The sequence below is a fragment of the Maribellus maritimus genome (assembly GCF_022267315.1).
GTDB lineage: Bacteria > Bacteroidota > Bacteroidia > Bacteroidales > Prolixibacteraceae > Draconibacterium > Draconibacterium maritimum.
On the sequence record NZ_JAIKLE010000050.1, the window covers coordinates 13,607 to 37,279 of the forward strand.

26 protein-coding genes are annotated in these 23,673 nt (G+C 35.6%); 5 read left to right on the forward strand and 21 right to left on the reverse strand.

Translation table 11 applies throughout. The annotated features are described in order from the left end of the window. Positions 1–12: 12 nt before the first annotated feature. Positions 13–573: a PAS domain-containing protein gene (locus K5G00_RS26165; RefSeq protein ID WP_158869254.1), complete on the reverse strand. Its 561-nt coding sequence runs from the start codon at positions 571–573 to the stop codon at positions 13–15. Continuing rightward, positions 566–3,484 carry a chemotaxis protein CheB gene (locus K5G00_RS26170; protein WP_238769461.1) on the reverse strand — a complete coding sequence of 973 codons (2,919 nt, stop codon included), beginning with the start codon at positions 3,482–3,484 and terminating at the stop codon, positions 566–568. Before K5G00_RS26170 ends, K5G00_RS26165 begins: the two co-directional genes overlap by 8 nt. 659 nt (positions 3,485–4,143) lie before the next feature. Between K5G00_RS26170 and K5G00_RS26175 the strand changes: the two genes are divergently transcribed. The 4 genes from K5G00_RS26175 (at position 4,144) to K5G00_RS26190 (ending at position 6,592) form a co-directional block, all read left to right on the forward strand. Continuing rightward, a complete protein-coding gene (locus tag K5G00_RS26175) occupies positions 4,144–4,320 on the forward strand; it encodes a hypothetical protein (protein WP_158869256.1) in 177 nt (58 codons plus the stop codon). Between the two features lie 164 nt (positions 4,321–4,484). Then, on the forward strand, positions 4,485–5,249 hold the full coding sequence (locus K5G00_RS26180) for an IS5 family transposase (RefSeq protein WP_238769462.1): 765 nt from the start codon (positions 4,485–4,487) through the stop codon (positions 5,247–5,249). 2 nt (positions 5,250–5,251) lie between these two features. Further along, on the forward strand, positions 5,252–5,737 hold the full coding sequence (locus tag K5G00_RS26185; protein WP_238769463.1) for a hypothetical protein: 486 nt from the start codon (positions 5,252–5,254) through the stop codon (positions 5,735–5,737). 21 nt (positions 5,738–5,758) lie between these two features. Next, complete coding sequence (locus K5G00_RS26190; RefSeq protein ID WP_238769464.1) at positions 5,759–6,592, forward strand: sugar transferase; 834 nt, start codon at positions 5,759–5,761, stop codon at positions 6,590–6,592. 322 nt (positions 6,593–6,914) lie between these two features. Here K5G00_RS26190 and K5G00_RS30250 read toward each other — a convergent pair whose 3' ends face one another. After that, positions 6,915–7,220: a hypothetical protein gene (locus K5G00_RS30250; RefSeq protein WP_158869259.1), complete on the reverse strand. Its 306-nt coding sequence runs from the start codon at positions 7,218–7,220 to the stop codon at positions 6,915–6,917. 93 nt (positions 7,221–7,313) lie between these two features. Between K5G00_RS30250 and K5G00_RS30255 the strand changes: the two genes are divergently transcribed. Continuing rightward, entirely contained in the window at positions 7,314–7,601 is a 288-nt protein-coding gene (locus tag K5G00_RS30255) for an OmpA family protein (RefSeq protein WP_158869260.1), read from the forward strand. A gap of 2 nt (positions 7,602–7,603) precedes the next feature. Here the strand turns inward: K5G00_RS30255 and K5G00_RS26200 are convergent, their stop codons facing one another. The 18 genes from K5G00_RS26200 to K5G00_RS26285 form a co-directional block, all read right to left on the reverse strand. Beyond that, positions 7,604–8,161, reverse strand: a complete 558-nt coding sequence (locus tag K5G00_RS26200) for a helix-turn-helix domain-containing protein (protein WP_158869261.1) — start codon at positions 8,159–8,161, stop codon at positions 7,604–7,606. 309 nt (positions 8,162–8,470) lie between these two features. Next, positions 8,471–8,989, reverse strand: a complete 519-nt coding sequence (locus tag K5G00_RS26205; protein WP_238769466.1) for a sigma factor — start codon at positions 8,987–8,989, stop codon at positions 8,471–8,473. 325 nt (positions 8,990–9,314) lie between these two features. Further along, positions 9,315–10,133: an OmpA/MotB family protein gene (locus K5G00_RS26210; RefSeq protein ID WP_158869263.1), complete on the reverse strand. Its 819-nt coding sequence runs from the start codon at positions 10,131–10,133 to the stop codon at positions 9,315–9,317. A 151-nt stretch (positions 10,134–10,284) separates the two neighbouring features. Continuing rightward, complete coding sequence (locus K5G00_RS26215) at positions 10,285–11,142, reverse strand: sigma-70 family RNA polymerase sigma factor (RefSeq protein ID WP_158869264.1); 858 nt, start codon at positions 11,140–11,142, stop codon at positions 10,285–10,287. 671 nt (positions 11,143–11,813) lie between these two features. After that, the gene (locus K5G00_RS26220) at positions 11,814–12,779 is read right to left on the reverse strand and encodes an MlaD family protein (RefSeq protein WP_238769467.1); all 966 of its coding nucleotides are present in this window, start codon (positions 12,777–12,779) and stop codon (positions 11,814–11,816) included. A 3-nt stretch (positions 12,780–12,782) separates the two neighbouring features. Further along, on the reverse strand, positions 12,783–13,562 hold the full coding sequence (locus tag K5G00_RS26225) for an ABC transporter ATP-binding protein (RefSeq protein ID WP_158869266.1): 780 nt from the start codon (positions 13,560–13,562) through the stop codon (positions 12,783–12,785). Between the two features lie 10 nt (positions 13,563–13,572). After that, complete coding sequence (locus tag K5G00_RS26230; protein ID WP_238769468.1) at positions 13,573–14,409, reverse strand: MlaE family ABC transporter permease; 837 nt, start codon at positions 14,407–14,409, stop codon at positions 13,573–13,575. A gap of 121 nt (positions 14,410–14,530) precedes the next feature. Then, positions 14,531–15,601: an AI-2E family transporter gene (locus K5G00_RS26235; RefSeq protein ID WP_158869267.1), complete on the reverse strand. Its 1,071-nt coding sequence runs from the start codon at positions 15,599–15,601 to the stop codon at positions 14,531–14,533. Between the two features lie 186 nt (positions 15,602–15,787). Next, positions 15,788–16,126 carry a hypothetical protein gene (locus K5G00_RS26240; protein WP_158869268.1) on the reverse strand — a complete coding sequence of 113 codons (339 nt, stop codon included), beginning with the start codon at positions 16,124–16,126 and terminating at the stop codon, positions 15,788–15,790. Positions 16,127–16,132: 6 nt separating this feature from the next. After that, positions 16,133–16,486, reverse strand: a complete 354-nt coding sequence (locus tag K5G00_RS26245; RefSeq protein WP_158869269.1) for a hypothetical protein — start codon at positions 16,484–16,486, stop codon at positions 16,133–16,135. 35 nt (positions 16,487–16,521) lie between these two features. Further along, positions 16,522–16,812, reverse strand: coding sequence for a cupin domain-containing protein (locus K5G00_RS26250; protein ID WP_158869270.1), 291 nt, complete (start codon positions 16,810–16,812; stop codon positions 16,522–16,524). Positions 16,813–16,958: 146 nt separating this feature from the next. Beyond that, positions 16,959–17,264: a YtxH domain-containing protein gene (locus K5G00_RS26255; protein WP_158869271.1), complete on the reverse strand. Its 306-nt coding sequence runs from the start codon at positions 17,262–17,264 to the stop codon at positions 16,959–16,961. A 352-nt stretch (positions 17,265–17,616) separates the two neighbouring features. Next, positions 17,617–18,078, reverse strand: a complete 462-nt coding sequence (locus tag K5G00_RS26260; RefSeq protein WP_158869272.1) for a sll1863 family stress response protein — start codon at positions 18,076–18,078, stop codon at positions 17,617–17,619. A 116-nt stretch (positions 18,079–18,194) separates the two neighbouring features. Next, the gene (locus tag K5G00_RS26265) at positions 18,195–19,892 is read right to left on the reverse strand and encodes a PAS domain-containing hybrid sensor histidine kinase/response regulator (RefSeq protein WP_238769469.1); all 1,698 of its coding nucleotides are present in this window, start codon (positions 19,890–19,892) and stop codon (positions 18,195–18,197) included. 243 nt (positions 19,893–20,135) lie between these two features. Further along, positions 20,136–20,303 (reverse strand): Thivi_2564 family membrane protein, encoded by a 168-nt coding sequence (locus tag K5G00_RS26270; protein WP_238769470.1) that lies wholly within the window; start codon positions 20,301–20,303, stop codon positions 20,136–20,138. Between the two features lie 300 nt (positions 20,304–20,603). Next, entirely contained in the window at positions 20,604–21,047 is a 444-nt protein-coding gene (locus K5G00_RS26275; RefSeq protein ID WP_158869274.1) for a hypothetical protein, read from the reverse strand. A 198-nt stretch (positions 21,048–21,245) separates the two neighbouring features. Continuing rightward, on the reverse strand, positions 21,246–22,718 hold the full coding sequence (locus K5G00_RS26280) for a glycoside hydrolase family 130 protein (RefSeq protein ID WP_238769471.1): 1,473 nt from the start codon (positions 22,716–22,718) through the stop codon (positions 21,246–21,248). 94 nt (positions 22,719–22,812) lie between these two features. After that, positions 22,813–23,673: GTP pyrophosphokinase (locus tag K5G00_RS26285; protein WP_238769472.1), on the reverse strand; the 861-nt coding region annotated here is incomplete at its 5' end.

Genomic DNA, 23,673 nt, shown 5'->3' on the forward strand with positions numbered 1-23,673 from the left:
TCCCAATTAGTTTTACGATTTATTTTGCAAACTGAACTTTGAAATATCCACCACCGATAAAAGGCATTTTTGATCATCTTCCGTAACCACCCCTTCCATATATACAGAACACAACGTTTTTTTATCATAACCCAATATTACTTCGCAGAATTCTTTTGCGTTACTGGTGTAAATTTTTTTGAAAAAATTATTAAATACAGGCTTTGAATCTTCTGAAATAAAAAGTTTAAAGTTGCTGTCTATTAAACTAAAATGTCGCTCCCCGAGCATTTCAGCACCCATAAAGTTCAACTCGCAAATGGCTCCATCTGAATCGAGGGTAAAATAGCCCATGGGAGATAAATCGAATAACATGGTATATTTTTTAAGTGCCGTTTCTGCGGTGATGTACGCCAGACGCAGCTCCTCATTCTGCATTTCCAGTTCTATCTGGTGTACCTGCAATTCATGAAGGAGTCGTTTTGTATCGGTTTCTTCAGGAATACTCCCCTTCTGTTGTTTTTCTTTGAGTACTTCTTCCGCTTTTTTGCGCAGTACTTTGGCATTCATAAAATCCATTTCATCGCTAATCATGACTTAATTTTTTTTTGATAATTATTACTTCCAATGGCAATTTCTGATTATTGGAAAGGACATTAGCCGTCCATTCGATTTCCGTTTCAGCAGTACCTGCTATGATTGTCTTCATTTCTATTTTATTTTCACCTGCCTGTTTCAGCAGTTGGTTCATTAATTGTTCTGTTTTACGCCGTTCAGGTTCAGGAACAAACAATTTCAAATAATTTTTATTGATAACATCATCGTGCTTTATCCCAAAAACTTCTTCTGCAACTGAATTAAACTCCAGTATTTTCCAATCGGTTGATAATTTAATAATTACATCAGGAGATGAATCGAATAGCAGGCGATGGAACTGACTGGTTTCGTTTAATTTTTCTTCCGCCTGTTTCAAATCAGAGATATTAATAAATGTGATGACCAGTCCGTCTATCCTGTCGTCGAACGTGCGATAAGGCATGATGCGCGTTGAAAACCACTTGCCGTCTTTTGTCGGAATTTGTTTCTCAATAAAGATAAGCGTCCTCAAAACTTCAATTGCATCTTCAGCCAAATCCGGGTAAATGAGTTGGGAAACCTGGTCGGTAAAGGGTCGTCCGATGTCGCTTTTAATAAGTTTAAAGATTTTTGTTGCCTGGTCGGTAAATCGCCTGATATTTAATTCCTTATCAAGAAATAAGGTGGCAATATCGGTGCTGTTAAGTAAATTTTTCATGTCGTTGTTAACCCGCGAGTAATCATCAACTTTCGACTGTAATTCGGCATTAACGGTTTGAAGTTCCTCATTCAGGCTTTGCATTTCCTCTTTCGAGGTGGTCAGTTCCTCATTGGTTGACTGCAATTCTTCGTTGGTTGATTGCAATTCCTCGTTAGTTGATTTCAACTCTTCCTGCGAAGTTTGCATTTCTTCCAAAATATTCTGTACTTCCTCACGGGTACGCTGTAATTCTTCTTCCAGTTCTTTTTCCCTGGTGCTGCCGGCGGCCTGTTTTCCGCTTTTCGAAAGTGTTTTATTTTCAGAAGTTTTGGCAACATCAGTAAAAATTATCAATACCTTCCCAAATAAAGCCTCTGGCTTATTCACCCACTGAATAGTAACGTTTAATGCGATGGTGCTTCCGTTTGTGCCAATTTTGACATTGTGCAAAATCACCGTTTCCTTTTTCATGACTACCCTGCGGAAGGCAATGGCAAAATCGTTTTGAAATCCGGGACGTAGCATGGCAAAAATATTGAGGTTTGCCTTTCCTACGGCAGGTTCCAGATATTTTCCCGTGCGTCCGCTGATGTATAAAATATCGCCATTTTCATTTACCAAAACTCCGGCAGGTGAAAATTGATTGAGTAACAACTGATCAACATGCGTTTGAATATTCATAGTGGGTTTATCGGATATTTTATTTTCGTTAACAGTAAGTTTTGCTCGTGAAAAGGAAGAAGGAAAATCGAACAATTCGGGGTCCAGGTTTGAATTACCACGTTTGTAAATTTTCAGGCTGGAATATTCGGGTGTAAACAAATGACTTTGAGTCCCCAGTGTTTCTGAGTTACCCAGCAGCAAAATCCCGTCAGCATTGAGACTATAAAAAAACAACCCAAGCAGTTTTTTCTGCAGTTCGGGATCCAAATAAATCAGCAGGTTCCGGCACGAAATAATATCGATGTTGGTAAAAGGCGGGTGCATAATAATGTTGTGTTGCGCAAATACTATGGTTTCCCTGATTTCATTATTTATACGATAACCATCATCTGTTTTGGTAAAAAAACGGCTTAACCGTTTTGGCGATACATCTGCTTCTATATTTACCGGGAATATTCCTTTTCTGGCTGTTTCAATAGCATCGTTATCGAGATCAGTGGCAAAAACCTGTAAAGAGAATCCTCCGTAAGGGTTTATTTTTTCTGCCACTTCCTTAAATACAATGGCTAGTGAATAAGCTTCTTCACCGGTAGAACATCCGGGTATCCATACTCTTATTGTTGAGGCGGGTTGGTGCTTGCCAACTTTTGCCGGAATAACCTTTTCCTTTAACTTTTCCCAAACAAGGGTGTCGCGAAAAAAATTCGTAACGCCAATCATCAGTTCCTTAAAAAGAATATGCACCTCATCCGGGTTTTCCTGCAGAAAGTGAACGTATGAGTTTATTTGATCAATTTTATGTACGCCCATTCGTCTTTCGATACGGCGGTAAACCGTATTCTTTTTATACAACGAAAAGTCGTTTCCGGTGTGTGTACGCAGTATAATGATAATTTTTTCAAGTGCACTTTTGCTGTCTTTCCCAATAATCCGGTCTGTTTTAACCACCGGTACGTGGTCAAGAAATTCAATTAATTTTGAATGAATTTCATTCGGCGGAGCAACAACATCAATCAATCCTGAATTAATAGCATTACGCGGCATACTGTCGAATTTTGCCGTTTCTGGTTCCTGCACAATGGCAATTCCGTTTTTTTCTTTAATTGCGCCAATTCCAATACTGCCGTCGGAACCCATTCCTGAGAGAATAATACCAACTGCGCTATCCCTCTGATCATCGGCCAGTGAACGCAGAAAAAAATCGATGGGAAGGCGCATTCCCCTTGCTTCAATAGGTTCAAACAGATACAGTAATCCTTTTAAAATCGACATGCTTTTATTGGGTGGAATAACATATACACAGTTGGGTTTCACTTTCATTTTATCTTCCACCTGGAAAACTTTATTTTTGGAGACCCGTTGAAGCAGTTCAGGAAGCATGCCTTTATGTGTAGGATCCAAATGCTGAATGACCACATATGCCATACCACTGTTTTCAGGTACCTCTCCAAATAGTTGTTCCAGCGCTTCCAATCCTCCGGCCGATGCACCAATTCCAATTATTGGAAACTTCTCCTGATTTTTCTTAAGGGATGAAACAACTGGTTCTGTTTTTTCTGTTTTCAAATTTTAACTTTCTTATAATTTACTAAGTTATGAATTAGTCTGAAACTGACAGCAAAACCGCTTGCCAAACTAACTCTTCAAAAAAGTGAGGGCAATTCAACGCTTACTGTTCCGGAAAAAGTGAGAAATAGGATTAAGACCATTTTGAAAATAATGTAATTTGACTGTTAATTTTGTTCAATTAATAATGACCAGACTATTCTTGATTTGATTCCATTTCCGTCTGACTGTTTTCACTATTATCTTGTCTGTGAACTGAACCGGCCAACCACCTTCTTCCACCTATTAATAGAAACACTAGTATTACAATAACAGCTAAAATAAAATATAGACCCATTTCCTTCGACGAAAGTCTTTTCTGCATCTTTTTTTAATGAATTATTCGGGTACTAAAATAGAATGTCAGGACAGTAGTTTTGTTACACAACTCCGTGAAAAATTTACACAATTCACACTTTTCTGCAGAGATGTTGGAGTGCAGATGCTTTGTTTCTGTATTTATTTCGCTTGGTTTTAAGTTTTCAAACTAAAGAAAATGTTATTCGAATGTGTGAATGATGTAACTTAATTTGAAGGTTGTGTAACATTTCATCGGTCAAGGAAGCCTACCTTTATTCCACAAATAGTTAAGAAAACAAACATTTCTAACCTGGGATAAAATGGCAGATTTTGAAAAAAAATTGAAGAAAATAAGCGTGAAGGATTTACGGGAAGCTATTCCAGAAGTGGATATTATGAAGCTCAGAAGCCATCTTGATATTATTTATAGTTCAAACGTTGCGATATTAAACAGTCGCAATGTTCCCACAAAAAAAATATTCCCAAATCATGTTTAAAAAACGTGAATACACGCTTGAAAAGCTAAGAGACTGTTTTGATTTTAAATTTTAAAAATATTATAGCACTATTAACACGAAGATGTTGGTAATTAACTAATTGGTTATCAGTTAACCACACTACGGTAGATTTTCTTTGCACTAAAATAACCACAAATTAGTGTATGATGAAAAATTACCCGAGTGATTTAACCGATAACCAGTGGCAAGTTATAAAAGATTTGTTTGGATACGGACGAAAAAGGAAACATAGTTTACGGTCAATATTGAATGCAATTTTGTACATAACCAAATCAGGATGTCAGTGGCGTATGCTACCCAAAGACTTTGCTCCATGGCAAACGGTTTATTATTACTTCAGGCAGTGGAAGTTAAGTGTGCTGTTGGAAGAATTGCATGATTATCTTGTAGAGAAGGTTAGGGTGCAAAAAGGTAGGAACCCTGTGCCTTCTGTTGGCATAATTGACAGCCAATCCGTAAAAACGGCCAATGTTTGCCAGGGCGAAATCGGGTATGATGGCGGCAAGAAGATCAAGGGGAGGAAAAGGCACATTGTTGTTGATACTCTTGGGTTACTACTGGCAATTGTAGTCCATTCAGCAACACCACATGACAGCAAGGCAGCGGAGCTTGTATTTAAAACCCTCAAAAATAAATACATAAGAGGGATAATCAAAATATTCGCCGATGGTGGTTATCGTGGTGAACTTGTAGAAACAGCCAGGATAAAATTTGGATGGGTTCTCGAAATTGTTAAAAGAAATGAAACTCACAAATTTAAAATCCTGCCTAAAAGATGGATTGTTGAAAGAACATTTGCATGGATTTCATTTCATCGAAGAACTTCTAAAGATTATGAAAGGTTAACTGAAACAAGTACTGCTTTTGTCCAGTTATCAATGATAAGATTGATGCTTAGTAAATTTTAAAAATGATTTCAAAACAGTCTCTAAGTATAATTTTTCAGGTGATGCTAAGCATCGCTTGTTTTAGTTTTGTTTGGTGGTTTGAGATATCTTCATCAAAAGCGCACATAGAATCGGTTAATGAATTAAGAAATTCTTTGGTAGTAATAGCAGTCGTATGGTTGTTTCTGCTAAGTTTATTTAAATCAGGCAAGATAGATCAGTCAATTAGTTATTTCCCCTTAATTGTGGCTTATATGAAACCTGTTTTAACTGGCGTATTGTCCTTATATATTTTTAACATCTTTTTTGGCTATTCTGCATTGGGAGTAAAGAACCTGGTCATATTTGGCACATTTAATTTATTCGTTTTAATCACCTATAAGAAATCATTTTTCACGGTGATGCGCTTTTTTACAAAAAAGCGTGATTACAATGTTCGACGGTTATTGATAGTTGCTGATGAGGGTTCATCTGAATATATTGAAAAAATTATCCGCGCAAAAGATTGACGTTACAATATCCATGGCATTATGACCAATTGCAAGGATACAGAAGAAAAGTACAAAAACAGATTCAAAATTATTTCTGAAAGCAAAAAACTGGATGAATTGTTTCGTGAAGAAACCATCGATGAATTAATTTATTGCAAAGCAAAAAATAATCAGCATGAAATACGCAACTATATCTCTAATTGTGCAGAAGTTGGTATTTCTTTTCATCATTTTAATGAAACGGCTCAGAGTGAAAACGGAATTCAAAGTAAATTACTTTCTTTTCGCTTAATTGACCAATTGCCATTAGTAACCTACAAGAATACACCCGACAACTATTTAGGATTAAAAATGAAAATCGCCTTTGACTTCCTGTTTAGCATTACAGTAATTATATTGGGTTTTCCAATCTTTTTAATGATTGCCTTCGCCATCCAGCTTGAGGGTAGTGGCCCGGTCTTTTTCAAGCAGGAGCGGATTGGTTTGAATGGTCGCCGCTTTTTATGTTTTAAATTTCGTACAATGGCTGTCGGTTCGGAAGCGCTTCAAGCCTCATTGTTGGGGCAAAATGAACAGGATGGCCCTGTTTTCAAAATCGCAAATGATCCCCGGGTTACGCGTATAGGAAGGTTTCTGAGAAAGACTTCACTTGATGAATTACCTCAGTTTGTAAACATATTAAGGGGAGAGATGTCAGTAGTTGGACCACGGCCTCCAATACCCACGGAAGTAGAAAAATATGAACAGTGGCAAAAAAGGCGATTAAGTATGAAGCCAGGAATTACCTGTACCTGGCAGGTTTCACGAAGAAATAATATTTCATTTGAACAATGGATGAGATTGGATTTGGAATACATTGATAACTGGTCATAACGAATGATTTTCTCATAGTTTTTAAAACTATTAAAACAGTAATTACTGCAACCGGAAGATGAGCAGGGAACATAAAAGTTAAATGCGAATCGATGTCGGTTTTATCCAATCACTTCTTATTGAATCAAAAATTTATTTTTTCATCTAACCAACAACAGGTTATTTATTCAAATGTTCTGGTTTCGAAGAACTGAAAATATCCAGGGACTGAGTGGGTAATGTAATTTTAGTTGAAAGTTATGTAGTATTTCGTTTTTATTTCATGAAAACGAAGCGATGTAGTTTTATTTTTTAGTCTTTAGAGAGATTCTGATTTAAACAATTAAACAGTTAATAATATGAAAGAGAGAAAAATAGTTTTATCTGTAGTTTTAAGCGCAGTTTTTATCTTTACCGGCTGTGCCATGTGGGATAAAACAACAAAAGGGACTTTAGAAGGAACTGTTGCCAGCGACTCTGCAGGTCCGGTAATTAGCCGTGCTTCGGACAGTAATGCGTTGAAGTCAATAACAGAAGCGGCCGTTGGCGGAGCCTCCGGCGCTGTAATTGGCCGGCAGATGGATAAACAGGCAGAGGAAATTAACCAAACAGTGCCCGATGTAAAAGTTGAACGTGTAGGCGAAGGCATTGCAGTGGAATTCAACAACAACGTGTTGTTTGCGTTAGACAAATCGAACTTGTCAGACGGTGAAAAATTATCCTGGACAAACTGGTTGTTGTATTGGATAGTTATCCTGATACCAATATTGAAGTTCAGGGGCATACCGATAGCAAAGGAAGTGAGATTTACAATCAGAACTTATCAGAACAACGGGCCGCCACCATTTCCGGGTACCTGTATGTTAAGGGTATTGCTTATAACCGTTTAACAATTAAGGGATTTGGCGAAAATGTACCAAAATACTCAAACGATACATCAAAAGGTCAGACACAAAATAGCAGGGTCGAATTTATGATTACAGCAAATGAAAAAATGAAGGCTGATGCCCAACAAAATGCTGTAGACTAATTTTACATTTTAAGTTCGTTATTCCTGTCATTTCTGTTGTTCCTGAAGAAGGAAGGGGTTAAACCGGTAACTTTTTTAAACTGAGTGGATAAATGAGCTACACTACTGAAATGCATTTTGAAAGCAATGTCGCTAAGGTTTATATCTGAATAAATGAGCAGTTCTTTTACACGTTCAATTCGTTGGGCAATAATATACTTTTCAATGGTAATATTTTCCTTTGCTGAGAAGATAGTGCTAAGAGAGTTGTAACTAATATTTACTTTTTCGCTGATAAAATTGGAATAATCTGGTTTTATGTGATCGCCAGTGAGATAAACTAATTGATAAACCGCATCCTTAATTTTTGCAACAAGTTGACTTCTTTTATCCACCAAAATTTTTAACCCCAATTTTTTGAGGGCTGAATCGAACAATTGTAATTTCTCGCCGGAAATATCCCCTTCAAATTCAATTTCACCCAGTTCCACTGTAATGTTCTGAAGACCCAGTTTATCCATTTCTTGCTTCACCAGTATTTTACACCGGCGACTTTCCATATTTTTAATTTTTAGAATCATTCAGATTGCATTTTAGTATGCTGTGCTATTCGGGTTTATCATATTTCCAATAGATGCCAGTAACCCAATATAAAATTATTGCATTTACCTTTTTAAGTCGTTACACAATTCTTTATAAAAGTTACATTATTCACACATTCCGATTGTTTTATGAGTACAATTCAGGAGAATGATTCGTTTCCCAAAAGAAGCAATACGGTTTTTATGTATTTACAAAGGCAGTCTGTTGTTAAAAAAATAAACACCGTACTCTTTGCAGGGCACGGTGTGGAAGCCTTTCTGTCAATAAAATTTTATTGATATAAAAGCTTATATATTTCCTGTAAACCAGGCGAAAGAATTACTTCGATACTTCGAGCAATTCATCGACAATTGGTTCGCAAAATTACGGCTAAGCTGGTGAAGTACTTTATCAATTCTGTTTTTATATACGTTTTGATTAAACGACAATCTTGATATCCAAAAATATTCTGTAATTGCCTGGAATATTGATTGATCAATCCACTTGGAAGCAAAGGTCTTAAAATTGAATTCTTGTGAACTAACCAACCGGTTGGCCGCTGATATCAGTCCCAGATTTCCTTCAAGTATTAAATCACGTAAACTTAAACCCAATTCTTGGTATTGCTTTGCAATTGATACAACAAGTCCAAGATTTGCTTCAACCAGCTCTTTTAATGCATCCGTATCGTTTTCACCAATACGCTGTATAAGTTCATTTTCCTTTTCAGCATCTATCTGTTTTATTTCACTAATAAATTGCAAATAAACTTCCAACGAGATTTGATCTTGTGAATTATTTTGATAGGTATTTTTCAATTGTCCCATACAGAATAGTTTTAACTATTCAAATTTTGTTTATTCTGCTTAACTTGAGTTACACAATTCTTTCAATAATTTACATTATTCACACATTTCTATTGTATTATGAGGTCATTCAGAAATATGATTCGTTTCCAGAAATACAGTCAGGTCTTTCTGAAATTTGTACAACCGGATTGTTAGTTTATGAGTATTTTAAGGACAACCCCATAGGAAGCATTAGTTAACTTTCTTTTTAAAGCTCCCAAAAGATTTAATGAAATTGTTTATAATAAAAAAAAACGCACTCTTCACTGAGTACGGTTTTGTAACTTTTGATCGGTAAAAGTCACTATTGATATAAAAGCTTATATATTTCCTGTAAATCAGGCGAAAGGATAACTTCCGTCCTTCGATTTCCGGCTCTTCCTTCAGCAGTAATATTTGAGCTTACAGGATGAAACTGACTTTTCCCTGAAGCAGTTATGCGGCTTGCATCGAAACCATTATCAATGGTTAGAATTCGAACGATAGATGTTGCCCTTGCCGTACTAAGATCCCAATTGTCTTCAAACATTTTTGTTTTAATTGGAACATCATCGGTATGACCCTCAATCGATACGGTGAAATCTTCTGAACTGTTTAAGATAGTGGCAAGCGATTTAAGCGCTGCTTTTCCTTTTGAATCGACAACGTCGCTGCCCGATTTAAAGAGCAGTTTTTCTGCCAGCGATACATGAACGTTTCCATCCTTCATGTAAACAGTAAGCTCATCCGCTTTATAATTCTTTAGTGCATTTCCTATAGAATTTTTTAACTTATTGGTTATTTCCGCCTGAGAATCGATAATATCCTGAAGATTTTTTAATCGAATAGCTTGTTCTCTTATTGTCATGTTTGATTCTGAGGAAAGTAGCATCAGATCATTTTGAACTGATGCATATTCTTCTTGAGCTACAACTTTTTCTTTTTGCATGCTTGCTTCTTCATCCTTTAATTTCATTAATTGTAAATTACGTTCGTTAAGTTTACTGGCCATGTTTGCATTTTCTTTTTGTAGTTTATCCACCCTGGCTTCTGAAGCGATAAATTTTTTATTTGATACGCATGACGTAAATAATAACCCAATGATCAAGGCAAAGAAAGTAAGTGTATGGATTGGTTTTTTCATTTTTTTTCTTTTTAGTGAATATTTAATGTGTTAAAGTTGAGGATATTCAAAGTTGGAAGTATTACATAACTTCTGGAAAGAATTACATCATTCACACATTTTAATTTAATTACTGTAAAATGAATAAGAACATATCAACTTGGGTTAACTATTAAACACAGATATATTCTTTTAGTATGTTTTTAGCTCTAAGCTTTTTGATTGCACTATCTTTTATTTGACGCACCCTTTCCGATGATAGTCCATAATTAAATGCTATTTCGCTTAAAGAAAGAGGTTCAGGGCTATCGAATCCATAATAACTACGCACTATTGCTGAATCTCTACTACTAAGCACTGTGAGTGAACGTTCAATTTCTTTACGAAATGAATTTTCATTTAAATGTATATCTGGACTGGGAGAATTTTCATTTAAAATCAAATCATACAAATTTATTTGATCTTCGGTGCCAATAGGGGCATCCAGTGATATTTGAACATTAAATATATTCAATACATCTTCAACTATTTCAGATTGCAGATTCAATATGCCAGACAGTTCGTCGATGGTTGGTTCGCGAAGAAACTCATGGCTTAACTGATTATATGCTTTAGAGATTTTATTTTTTAACCCTATTTTATTTAGTGGGAGCCTCACTGTTCTTGAATTCTCAGCTATCGCCTGTGAAATAGATTGTCTAATCCACCAAACAGCATAAGTAATGAATTTAAATCCTCTGTTTCTGTCAAAACGTTCGGCAGCTTTTAACAAGCCTAGGTTTCCTTCATTTATCAAATCAGATAAACTCAATCCCTGGTTCTGGTATTGTTTCGAAACTGAAATAACAAACCGTAGGTTGGCTTTAACCATTTTTTCAAAAGCATCTCGATCGCCTTCACTAATCCGACCGGCAAGTTCTGCTTCTTCATTTGCGGTCAACATATCTATTTTACCAATTTCCTGCAAATAGATATTTATAGAAAGGTTATCGCGATTAGTTACTTGTTTCGTTATTTTTAATTGTCTCATAAACTAATTTATAATAAATATTCATTTTGTGAAAGTCTTTCATTTTGTAAAAAAAGAGATTATATAATTCCATTAAATATTTACATTATTCACACATCTCCACCTTTTTCCAATTTATTCGGAATAAAATAGGTGCTGATTTTCCAATTTCAAAATCACGGAAGCTGAAATCGACTGCTTTAATAGAGTTCTGTTTAAATACATTAACACCTCTGCCCACAATTTCGGAAAGAAGAAAAAAGACTGTCGAAAAGTATTCTTCACCAGGTTTTCATTTGTTTATGGTAAAAGGATGTATTTTAACATGAAACTTGCTCCGGTTTTAGATATAAAGTTGAGCGAAACTGTAATGTGTCGCCAATAGAATGTCCGAATTGTTCGAGCGTTTCGATGTTAATATTCTTGATAAATTTTACTTCATTAGAGCTGTAAGGTTTTGCATTAGCATTTTTTGCGCAGAGGCTGTTAAAACCGGCTTAAAAAACAATCGGAACATACATTTAGTTGAACCTGTTTCGTTCAGAGTAAGTTTCAATGTTGTTTTCATGAAAGTAGATTGTATCTTTTTTGAGCTGTAGTCTCCCATGTACAAATGCAAAATCATTTGTTATCAATAAAACAAAGTATGATTACAATTCTGAATTTCATTTTCATATTCCATTTCCAACTGTTTATTCTTTTTCTTTTTCAATTAATTCATTTTCAGCTGCATTTTTTATTTCTTTTTCAACTCTCAATTGTTCTTCTTTTTTGGCTTTGAGTTTATAGTATCTTCTAAATAAGAAATTATGTTTGAGCGCTTCCATATTTTCGTTCAGCCCTATACTACTTTCTTTAAGATTTATAATAGTTTCATCAATGTTATTAACGATAGATGTATCCTTGAGCAACATTCCAATAGCTCCTTCGCCACTGTTTATTTTTGTCATAATTTCGCCAAGCTGGTTGGAGGCAACTTCAGTTTTTGCGGCCGTTTTCTGCAAACTCTCCATAAAAGCAAATACATTTTCTTTTGTAACTTCAATGGTTTTATCCAACCCTTCAGAACTCTTTTTGAAATTTTCAACAATTTGATTAACGTTTTCGGCAATGGTTGAATCCTGTATTAATCGGCCAAGCATTCCTTGTCCATTATTAATATTCGTCATTATCTCAGCAAGTTGCAACGTAATAACTTCGGCACTCTCTGCACTGGTTTTTAAATTTCTCATAATATCATCGGTTTCAATCGGTTCTCTTGACAAAATATGATGTCCGTCTTCTGCCATTGGTGAGTTATTGTTTCCCTGGTTAATAATGATAATCCGATCGCCAATAATTCCTTCGGAACCAATACTTGCATAACTATCAGCTTTTATAAATTGCTGTACATTTTTTCTGATTAGCATTTCAACCTGCACAGTTGAATCGTTAATTATTCGAATGTTATCGACAATACCCACATCGATGCCCGAGAAGCGGATATTGTTTCCGGCTTGTAGACCGCTAACATTATAAAAGTTGGTTGTAATTTTAAACACAGGATTAAATAAATTCTGTTGTTTGCCAATAATGAAAATGGCAATTACAAAAAAGACAATTCCTCCTGCAATAAAGATTCCTAAACGTGCCTTAAACTGTGGTGTATAATTTTCCATTTTTTATGCTTTTTGTTTGAAAAAAGACTGGATTACCTCATCAGTTGAATTTTCAAAATCATTGATGTTGCCTTCTGTGTAAATCTCACCGTCTTTTAACATGATAATTCTGTCAGCGGTGGCGCGGGCACATTCAATATCATGCGTGATTATAATAGATGATGTTTGGGATTTTTTTTGAATATCATTAATTAGCGCGCTTATTCCGTCGGAAGTCACAGGATCGAGTCCGGTTGTCGGTTCATCATACAGCATAATGATCGGATCGACAACAATGGTACGCGCAAGACTTGCCCGTTTACGCATTCCTCCCGAAAGCTCAGAGGGCATCTTGTGTGACGTGTCGGCCAATCCTACATTCTCCAAAACTTCTTCAATTTTTTCATCCCTTTCCTTTGTCGTAAGTTTCTTTTTTATTCTGCGCAGTGGAAATTCAAGATTTTGTTTAATGGTCATAGAATCGTATAGAGCGCCACTCTGAAAAAGGAAACCAATTTTTTCCCTCAATGTTGCTAATCCCTTGTCTTTTAATTCGTTTACATTTTCACCCAGTACTGTAATTGTTCCCTTGTCTGGATTTAGCAAACGGACAATACATTTAATAAGAACCGACTTTCCGGAGCCTGATTTCCCGAGCACAACAAGATTCTCACCATCAAAAACCTTTAACGACAAGTTCTTTAATACCTGTAGAGCGGCAAAACCTTTACTGAGATTGTTGATTTCAATAACCAGATCAGGTATTTTTGTACTTACCGGTATAACCGTTTCATTTTTAAACATATTTTATTTTTTATAAAAGCATATCGGTTATCTGAACAGCAATCAGGTCAACAATTATCACAAGCAGGGAAGCAAGCACCACTGCTGAATTAGCTGCCTTGCCCACACTTTCTGTCCCGTACCCCGCAGAATAACCTTTGTAACAACCCACAAGCCCGATAACGGCGCCAAAAAAGAACGTTTTAATTACGGCGGGTAAAAAATCCATAAATTCAACCACCCTGAATGCCTGACTAAAAAACAACACAAAAGTGACGCTTTCTTTTAAGTTTGCACCGGCCCAGCTTCCCAAAATCCCGAGTGCATCGGCATATAAAACCAAAATCGGAACCATCAGAGTGGCAGCCAAAACTCTGGTAACCACCAAAAAACGTATCGGATGAGTGGAAGATACTTCCATGGCGTCAATTTGTTCCGACACTTTCATTGAGCCTAGCTCTGCCCCCATGCCTGAACCGATTTTCCCAGCACAAATTAGTGCGGTAATCACCGGCCCCATTTCCCTGATTATAGATAAAGCTACCATTCCGGGAAGCATGGATACAGCCCCAAAATCAACCAAAACCGGCCGGGATTGAATGGTTAATACCAATCCCATTATGAGACCTGTTACCGAGATAAGCGGTAACGTTTTATACCCGATTTGAAAACACTGGCGCAGGAATTCACTAAATTCGAAATCCAAGGAAAAGGTTTCTTTTGCCATTCGCCGAGCAAACAAAAAGAACTCGCCTATTCCTAAAAAGAATATATTGACTTCACGCGTTTTTTCACCTAGCCGGATAACCTGCTTTTTAACTGCAACCGTGTTTATTTTCACTTTTTTTAAAGGTGCAATTTTTTTCACTTTGTAAAGGTAGGAGAGTTCATACTGGGAAATTTTACAGTATTCCGGATTAGAGTTACATCATTCACATATATCCCGGCTAATCATTCCATTCCGCGACAAACCATATTCCACTTCCGTTTTATTCTTTAAGAGCTGGCTTGGTCTCCGGTGGTTCCGGCATGGTATCGCCCAGTAACAAACCCCAGGGTTTTAATGGCTTAATGTTGTCGAAGATAAGTTTAGCAATAGCTGTGAGCGGAATGGCAATTAACATTCCCTGAATACCCCACAAAGCGGCAAACACAATTACAGCAACAATAGAAGCCAGGGCATTAAGTTTTACTTTTGAGCCAACAATTCTTGGAGTGATGAAATTATTGTCGATGAATTGTGTTACTATATAGAGTGCCAAAACCAACAAAGAAAACCATGGCGATGATTTTGTCACGATAGCAATTATCATCGGCAATGATGCTGCGATGATTGAACCCAGATATGGAATTAGGTTGAGAAAGGCGCCTATTATGCCAAGAATTATTGCATATTCTATACCAAGTATCAAAAGGCCTATTGAGTAAATAGCAGAAATTATGGCCACTTGTAAAAGTAGTCCAATCAGATAACGTTGAATCAGCGTTTTTATCTGGTTTATTATTTTATTCACTTTATTTCGGTTACTTTTCCCGAATAACCTGCGCAAAAATTCAATTAAAATAGGTTTGTAAAACAGAATCATAAACACATACACAGGTATTAAAAACAATAATGCCAACTCGCTGCCTACATTGAAGATGGTTTGCCCGATTTTCAAGCTACCGGAGAGTTCATTTTTAGTTTTTGTAATCCATGCTGTAATTTCTCTGTGGCTTAAATTAAAATGTTCCGAAATATAGATAATCGTTTGGTTGAGAATCTCTGTAAATTTATCCGCCAGCTCGGGCAGAGATTCAGAAAACCGGCTTGCCTGCGAAAACAAGAATGTACCTAAGGCTGCAACAGTCAGAAAGGCCAGGAATAAAGCAATAATAATAGACAAAACCCTGTTTATCCTTAACCTAATAAACAGTTTTACAACCGGATGTAAAACAATAGCAATTATGGTTGCAAAAATAATGGGAATAATGATTCCTTTACCGATATACATAACTGCAAAGAAGGCAAACAAACCAATAAAAATAATAGGAGCTTTTACACTTACAGGAATTTTCATCTTATTAAAAATGTTTATTTTATAAGGTGTAAGATAGCCTGTCTGGGATTTTCGGGATATCTCGCACGATTTTAGTAATTATTATTTTTGTCAATGTATTTTATGTACCTGCTTTATTTCTATTATTGGTCTCGACTTGCATAATTTATTTTCCTTTATGAAAAATTTAGTGTGAAATAAATTGGCTTAATGTCTTTTGTGCTTTAGGATTTTTGCAGTAATATTAGTAATACCAAATTGCATAACAATTCCCAAAAATCTTCTAAGTTTATTGTTTGACTCACCTGTAATAACTCTTTTCAAAAGATGACCGGTGGCTAATCCAACTGTAGCGTTTAAAAGGTTATTAACCAGGTAAGGAGAAGTCGAAATTTCTTTCAAAGTATTTTCGATTAAATTGACAGGCCTCAAACTTTCATAGGCTAAATGAAATTGTTTTTTCATTAATTTTAACTTGACGGCCTGCTCCGCTTCCAGTAATTCGATAGCAACCTGGAGTTCGGCGGTGGAAGATGTATTTTCCATTATATTCTATTTAAGTGCCTGTTTAACGATATAATCTGAAATCTTCTTTTTAATCCGATCGTGCATAAAGAAATGCAGCACAAGTCCAATAATTCCATAAAATGAAGCAACTACAAAAAAACCGTAAAACATATTCCCGAAGATTTCCCCCAACCAAAAAGCCACACCCAAATTGAGAAAAAGTAGGAACGACGTCAAAACTAAAAAAACAACAGCATGTGGTATTAAAGAAGAAACCACATCTGATGTTTTATTAATCGTCTTAAGTTTTACAAGTTCGTAGCTTGTTTTACCATAATCGGCAGCACTTTCCAGTAGCGATTCAATTGAATCCACAATGTCTTCCATAGCTTCGGGCATGATACTCTTGTTTTTAGATAAGATTATTTAAATTTTTAACGATTAACTATAGTTAACAAAAACACCGTTTCTTTCCAAGTTGTAAAGCTGTAATTAACTTTTTTGTGAAGTTTAAGCAACTGACCTTCTTTAAGAATTATTGATTCTTTTCGTGTATGAAGCTTTAATTTTCCCCCAACTACGAAAAGAGTAACTGAATCATCTGATTGAAAAGAATCAATTTCAGTATCCTTATGAATGATGGTTAGCACAACCTGTTTGTCAGGCCTGTTTACAAGAATCTTTGAATTCAATTCCCCTTTCATCCAGGTTCGTTTAAGTTTCATCTATTCAAAAATTCTTGGCAAATACAATGAACACAATGAGCCTGTAACTTGCCTGTTCGTTTTGTCGCAGTAATTTGATTTCAAGGCTCATGTTTTCATTCCTATTCCATTTATCGTAATTTCGCTAATCTGAAACATTTTTATACTCAGGCTGTTTTTGCGTTTTTATCCGCTTCTTTGGATTTACCCGTTTTCTTTTCAGCATCGTCAGTAACTTCATTTTTTACTTTTTCTGCATAGTCAGAAACATCTTCCTTTACTTTTTCAAATTTTCCGGTAACGGTGTCAAGTAAATCATCAATTTTTTCCTTAAATGTATCGGCGTAATCTCTTCCTTTCTTTAAAATCTTTTTTCTGGTTTTCGAACCTTTTGCAGGGGCAAACAAAATTCCCGCCAATGCACCAGCAGCTGCGCCAGCCAGTACGCTCAATAAAATTTTTCCTGAACTCATAATTATTTTTTTAATCGATTTAATTGATGTTACAATGATCATCCTCCTTTTGTATCTTACACAATTTCGAAGAAGATGTATATTATCCACATTTTGAAGTAGCTAGTCTTCTTTGTGTTTTCTAAATATTATTTGTTTCAATGGTTTGTTTTTTTAATTTAATACCTGGCAAATAGTCCATTTTGTAATTTCGACACGTGGATTATTCTTCTTCGGCCATAATCCACTTGGTAATTTTATTTGAACTTTCCAGATTTTTGTAGATGCCCTTATCTTACAGAATTTGAGTTTTTTGTGATGATATAAAAAAGATATGAAAGCCATCTCGCTTATTCATTTATCGGATTCAATTTTATTTTGTATTGCTCACTGTAAAATCGGAAAATGCTTTTCCCAATTCATCCATATCTTTTTTAAACTCAGACTTGAAAATCTGCCACTGATCTGTTCCTTCTTCTTTGTAATCAGCCAGTTTAATTTTTAGTTCATTGTTCCTTTTTTCCAACTCGGCCAATTTCTTTTCGTAAATGCCCTTATTTTCTTTGGTTGCATCTGCAAAACTTGTTTTTAATTCTGCGGTTCTTTTTTCGTTGTCGATTATTTTTTCATCATATTTGGCTTTGAATTGCTGAAGTGCGGTAAGTGAATCTTGTTGTGTTATGTCTAAATCGCTTTTCGTATTTAATATCGGCACTTCTACATCCTGTACTTTATTTTCAGTATCTTTTGTTTTTTCAGACGACGAAAGACATCCGGTTAAAAATGTTCCGGTAATAAAAGCAGTAGCAGCTAGAGTGAATAATATTTTTTTCATCTTTTCAATTATTAATTGTGCATTTGAATTAATGCATATTCAAAGGTATTTCAATTTACCGCGGTAACTGTTGCAAAACTTTATGAATAAGTTACATCATTCACACATTTACCAAATCACCTTAAATATTGATGGATCAAATCCATCAAATCCATCCGGTTTGTCGGTTTTGAAATATAACTATTACAACCTGCCTGAATTGCCATTTCGCGATCGTCAGGAAGCGCGAAAGCTGTTTGTGCAATAATTACAACCTCTTTGTTAAATTTACGGATTTGACGTGTAGCTTCATAACCATCCATTGTTTTCATCCGGATATCCATTAGTACCAGGTTGATACCCGGATTGTGCCGGCAAACTTTAATGGCTTCATGACCAGAAGTGGCCTGAAATATTTTACCTTCCAAAGGCTTGATCATCATATTTAATAGTATTCGTGATGGTTCGTCATCGTCAACTATCAGAATCTTCCATTTTTTGTTCGGTCGTATTTTTTCCTCTGATACAGTTTGAATGAGCTCTTTTTTTTTATTGCATTTATGATAAGGAATAGTAAAACGGAATGTTGAACCTTGCCCAAGTTTGCTTTTCACCCAAATTTTACCTCCAAGCATTTCAACATAAGCTTTGGAAATTGCCAATCCTAATCCCGAGCCTTCGTATTCGCGGGATAGCAATTCATTCCCCTGTCTGAACCGCTCAAAAATAATTTCTTTATATTCATCCCGAATACCAGGTCCGGTATCTTTTACATAAAATTCCAGGAAATCGCCTTTCTTTTCATAACCGAACTCAATGGAACCGGTTTTTGTAAATTTAATGGCATTTTTAACCAGGTTGGTGAGCAATGCGTATATTTTTTCCCGGTCTGTCCGGATTAATTCATTGTCGGAGTTCAACCCGTTTTTGAATGAAATATCTAATTTTTTTTGCTCCGCTTCCAGCTTGAAAAAATGATAAATATACTCTACCTGTTCGTTTATATTTGTATTTGAAACCAGAACTTCAATTTGTTGTGAATCTATTTTTGAGATACTAATAATGTCATTTATAATGTTGAGCATACGGACGCCACTTTTTTGAATGATATCAATAAACTCCCGCTGCTTTTCGCCTGTCAGGGTTAGCGTTTTTAAAAGTTCTGAAAACCCCAGAATGCCATTCATGGGTGTCCGTATTTCGTGGCTCATGTTGGCAAGAAAAGCTGATTTTAGCCTGTTGGCTTCTTCTGCTTTCTCCCTGGCTTTTATCAATTCGTCCTCGGTAAATTTAAGCTTTGTGATGTCAACCAGTGTCAACATGCATTTTTCCTCAACATTGCTGGTAATACCATTGACGAGTACATATCTCATTGAATCATCGCCTCCTGCAAGTTTAAGCTCGCAGGCTTGCTTTAAATTTGTTGAGAATACGTCTTGAAGAAAATTATTATAAACGGTTCTTGCGTCGGAGGAAACAAAAAAACCAAAGCTGCTATTAATTAATGATGTTCGGTTTTTCCCCAACAAATTTTCTGTACCAATATTCAAATCAATAATTTTACCTTTGTTTGAAAGTGTCAGATAACCAGACGGGGCAAAATCATACAATTCAATATATTTCTTTTTGGCAACTTCCTCCTTCTCTTTTGCCAGCTTTAATTCTTCGTTTTGCATTTCCAATTCTATCTGATACACCTTAAGCTCTTGAATGAGTTTATGAGTATTGGGTTCGGAAGGAGATACTTCAGCTCCTTCATTTTTCTCTATTTGTAGAATTTCTTTTGTTTTGTTCAGTTTGTAAGTTTCTTTTAAAGGTCTTTTTTGTTTTTTCATGTTAAATTGCTAATAGTATGTTTTTAAAGAAACTTCTCATAGCAAGCAGACAAGGCTCTCAATCGGATTTTGATATGTATAGATTGGAGTGTTCTGAATTTTATGGACAAAGTACCCATTGGCTATTATGTAAGGGATTAATTCAGCTAAATGATTTGGGAATAAAACCATAGTTCACTGAATTAAAAGGAAAAGTCTATGCCAGCCAACAGACTAAACTCAAACTAGAATTATTACTTTCCTCTAACTATTAAATACTCCAAATACATATAATAACCAAAACACAAGAACAGCTACCACAATCGCATTAAGAATATTTTTAATACTGCGTTGCGCTGGAACATAATTATTTATCTGCCAAAGGATAATACCAACAATCAGGACGACAATAGCAATGGTTAAGGCAGGCATATCATTAAATTCAAATTGAAAACAAATTCTATCAGCAAAAATCAGGTTTCCATTGATAATGTGTATTGCATCATATTATAAAAAGATTTACATCTCACAAACACTCACTAACGGAAATTGATCATTAAAAATAATTTATCGCTCAAATATAAAAGACAACCTTTCAGTTGCTTTTTGAAATGTTTAACCATTTGTCTAATGGTTAAACATTAACTGCTCCTCTATAATTAAATTACTCATTTCAGTAAGCATCATTTAAAATTCAATTTTAACCGGCTCTTATAAACGTAGCATTACTTTTTAAAAAGTGTCAGTGCGCAGTACAATTTGTTCTCCCGGATATTGTACATTCGTTCCATTTTCGGTTGTAATAAATACTTTTACCGGCCTGTAGGAGGACACCGTTTCCAGGGATGCAGTATGGCGTTTTGACAAAAAGCCGGTTGAACTTTTTAATTGTCCGAGGTTCTCAACATTGCCTTCGTCGGTTTCCATCCAAACTATATAAGTAGTTTGAGATGATTGAACCTTTTCGACTTCAGCTAAATCAGATACCTCTACTTTTATTATATAATTCTTGTTATTATCCTTTTTCAACTTAACATAACCATTTGCTGCAGGGACAACACTTGAACTTAAAAAAGTGTACTTTTTCGCGCACGATGTGAATGGAATTATCATCATTGCCGCAAAAACTACTAAAAGAATACCTTTTACCGGGCTGTTTTTATTTTGCATTTTCATATTCTGTTTTTCTAAATTTCCGCAGCTGGCGGAACAGTTGTGAATGAATTTTCACAAGAACAAGATCATTATTTTGTGTACGTAAAGTATTACACAATTCTGAATTAGAGTTACATCATTCACACATTTTTATATGCTTTTTGAAAATCCTATTGTAAACAAATTTAATATTTCTGACTTTAGGTTGTATTTTGCAGATTATTTGCTTCTTTTTAATTCATTCAGGAGTTCCCTAAGGTTTACAGTTGCATACGTTGAGGCGTAATCCGACATGGCATAAGGAATAATCAAATCCTCGTTTTGAATCATTGAACCACAGGAATAAACCACATTGGGGACATATCCTTCCCTTTCATTGGCGTTAGGGATTAGCAAGGGAGATTTTAACCTGCCAATCTCTTTCTCCGGATTTTGGAGATCGAACAATGATGCCCCGAGAACATATTCACGCATTGGCCCCACCCCGTGGGTAATTACCAACCAGCCTTCAGGTGTTTCGATGGGTGAACCGCAATTCCCGATTTGAACAAATTCCCACGGAAATTTAGGCTTTTGTAGTAATGTTGCTTTGCGCCAAATTGAAATATTATCTGAAAAAGCTATGTAATTATTAAAGCCATCGAGTCTGCAAAGCATGGCGTATTTTCCGTTTACTTTACGTGGAAAAAGCGCCATCCCTTTGTTTTGGGCGATTTCTCCGTGAAGTGGTAAAACTCTGAAGTGATAGAAGTCTTTGGTATCAAGCAATTTGGGCAATATGGCAGTCCCGTCATAGGCCGTATAAGTTGCATAGTAACTCGTTTCGTTGTTATCATTGGTGAATTTTACAAAACGGGCATCTTCAATCCCATTTTTTTCATTTACTGATACGGGAAAGATAACCCGCTCTGAAATATTTGTATCTAATGAAAATTCAAGTTCATAATGCGACGAGGCAAGCCAGGTAATCTGATTAAACAGTGCTTCTTTCTCGGTTGTCAAGTGTAAAGAACTCCTGGCTTGTTTTATACAATCCCTCAATTCGCCGTAAGTGAATTTATCATTTAACTTGTCTAAAATCAAACCGGAAGGAATAATGGCATGAATATCCTTCATTTCATTTAATTTGGCGCTAAACGAGGTTTTATCATACACATGCCGCCTGATATGTTCTGCTTCTTCCAGCATTTTGCCAACAGGCTCTAGCGATAAATTATTGTTTTTATCCAATACCCCCGTTCTAAAAACGATGGATGAAATATGCCCTTCACCTGTAGCTCTGAAGCTCAAAATGACTCTTTTTCCGTCCTTGCCAATTTCTGACTGGTCGGGATGTTCTACAATCGATGGATTGAAAAAGGCGGCTGCCTCAATTGAATACTCCATCGTAAAATAGGAACCTATAAGTATTTTCTGTGATATGTTAAGTGATTCAGGTTCAGTTCCTAACTGTTTCAAAAGGTGAGCAATCCTGTTAAAATGCTTTTCGAAAATTTTAGAGATATTTCTATGTCGAAGAGAGTAGTCTCTCAGCACAGGACTTAATGTTTGTGACACCGAGGTCTCAGACAAATTAAGTACTGAACGTATGGCATTAAGCGCCCTTTCGTCTCCGGTGTAAAGAAATCTTGCGATTTTTCTGGAGGCATCCGGGTAAAATTTAATATCCTTTCGGTTTACTGTTACCTGCATCTATTTATTGTATTTGTACTTTTCTAAAGGTAATGGATATAATGGAACAACTACGGATATGATGAAAGTTAATCTATTGGGAAGATCTTAGGCATCATTTAATTAACAAGACGGTACTTTTTTGATAATCAGATAATATTCTTGAAAATAAATCACGGTCGAACAGATACAAGCAATAACGAATCTTTGTGTATGGGTTTAATTTCTTGTTTTCATTTTCAGCTATCTGATCAACCGATGTCAGATAAATTTCCAGTGCGTCATTTAACTCACTTTCAGTAAATTTACTTTTTATATTCAGAATTTCCTGTACAAATCCGTCTACTTTGAATTCAATAAAATTATACTCTGGAAAATACTTTAAGGCTACAAATAAAAAGCGGAATACATCTAATGGTTTATTTTTCTCAACAATTTGCCCTTGTTTTAATCTTCTGTTTATTCTTTTTTCTTCCGAAGTAATTTCATCGTTTATTCGCAAAAATTCATCGTCTGCAATCTCGAACAATGCGGATAAGCGATTTATTCTTCGCTTCAGGCTCTGTGGAATACTTTTCTTGTATTTGATTTTATGGTCCAGAACACTCCATGCATCCTGGATGATAGTCCTGATTTGAAGCTCAAACTGGATACTTGTGTAACGAACATATTCTGTTTTTTTCCCATATTTCCCATTCAATTTAAGATCCAGGTGCAAACTCTTATAGCCAAATTTATCATCGGTGCTTTCAATCTGAACGGTTTTATCGGTTATAGAAACTTCTCTGAAATATTTTTTCAGTTCTTTTCGGACGATGTTTATATCCTTCAGATATGGACAAACAACCCGTATCCCTACAAAATCAGACAAAAAGTCAATAACTTTGTAATCCATGTTCGAAGTTTCGATTCCTGGTAAATACTTCCGCTCAAATTTGCTAAGGCATTCATCGTAATCTTTTATCCGACCGGAAAC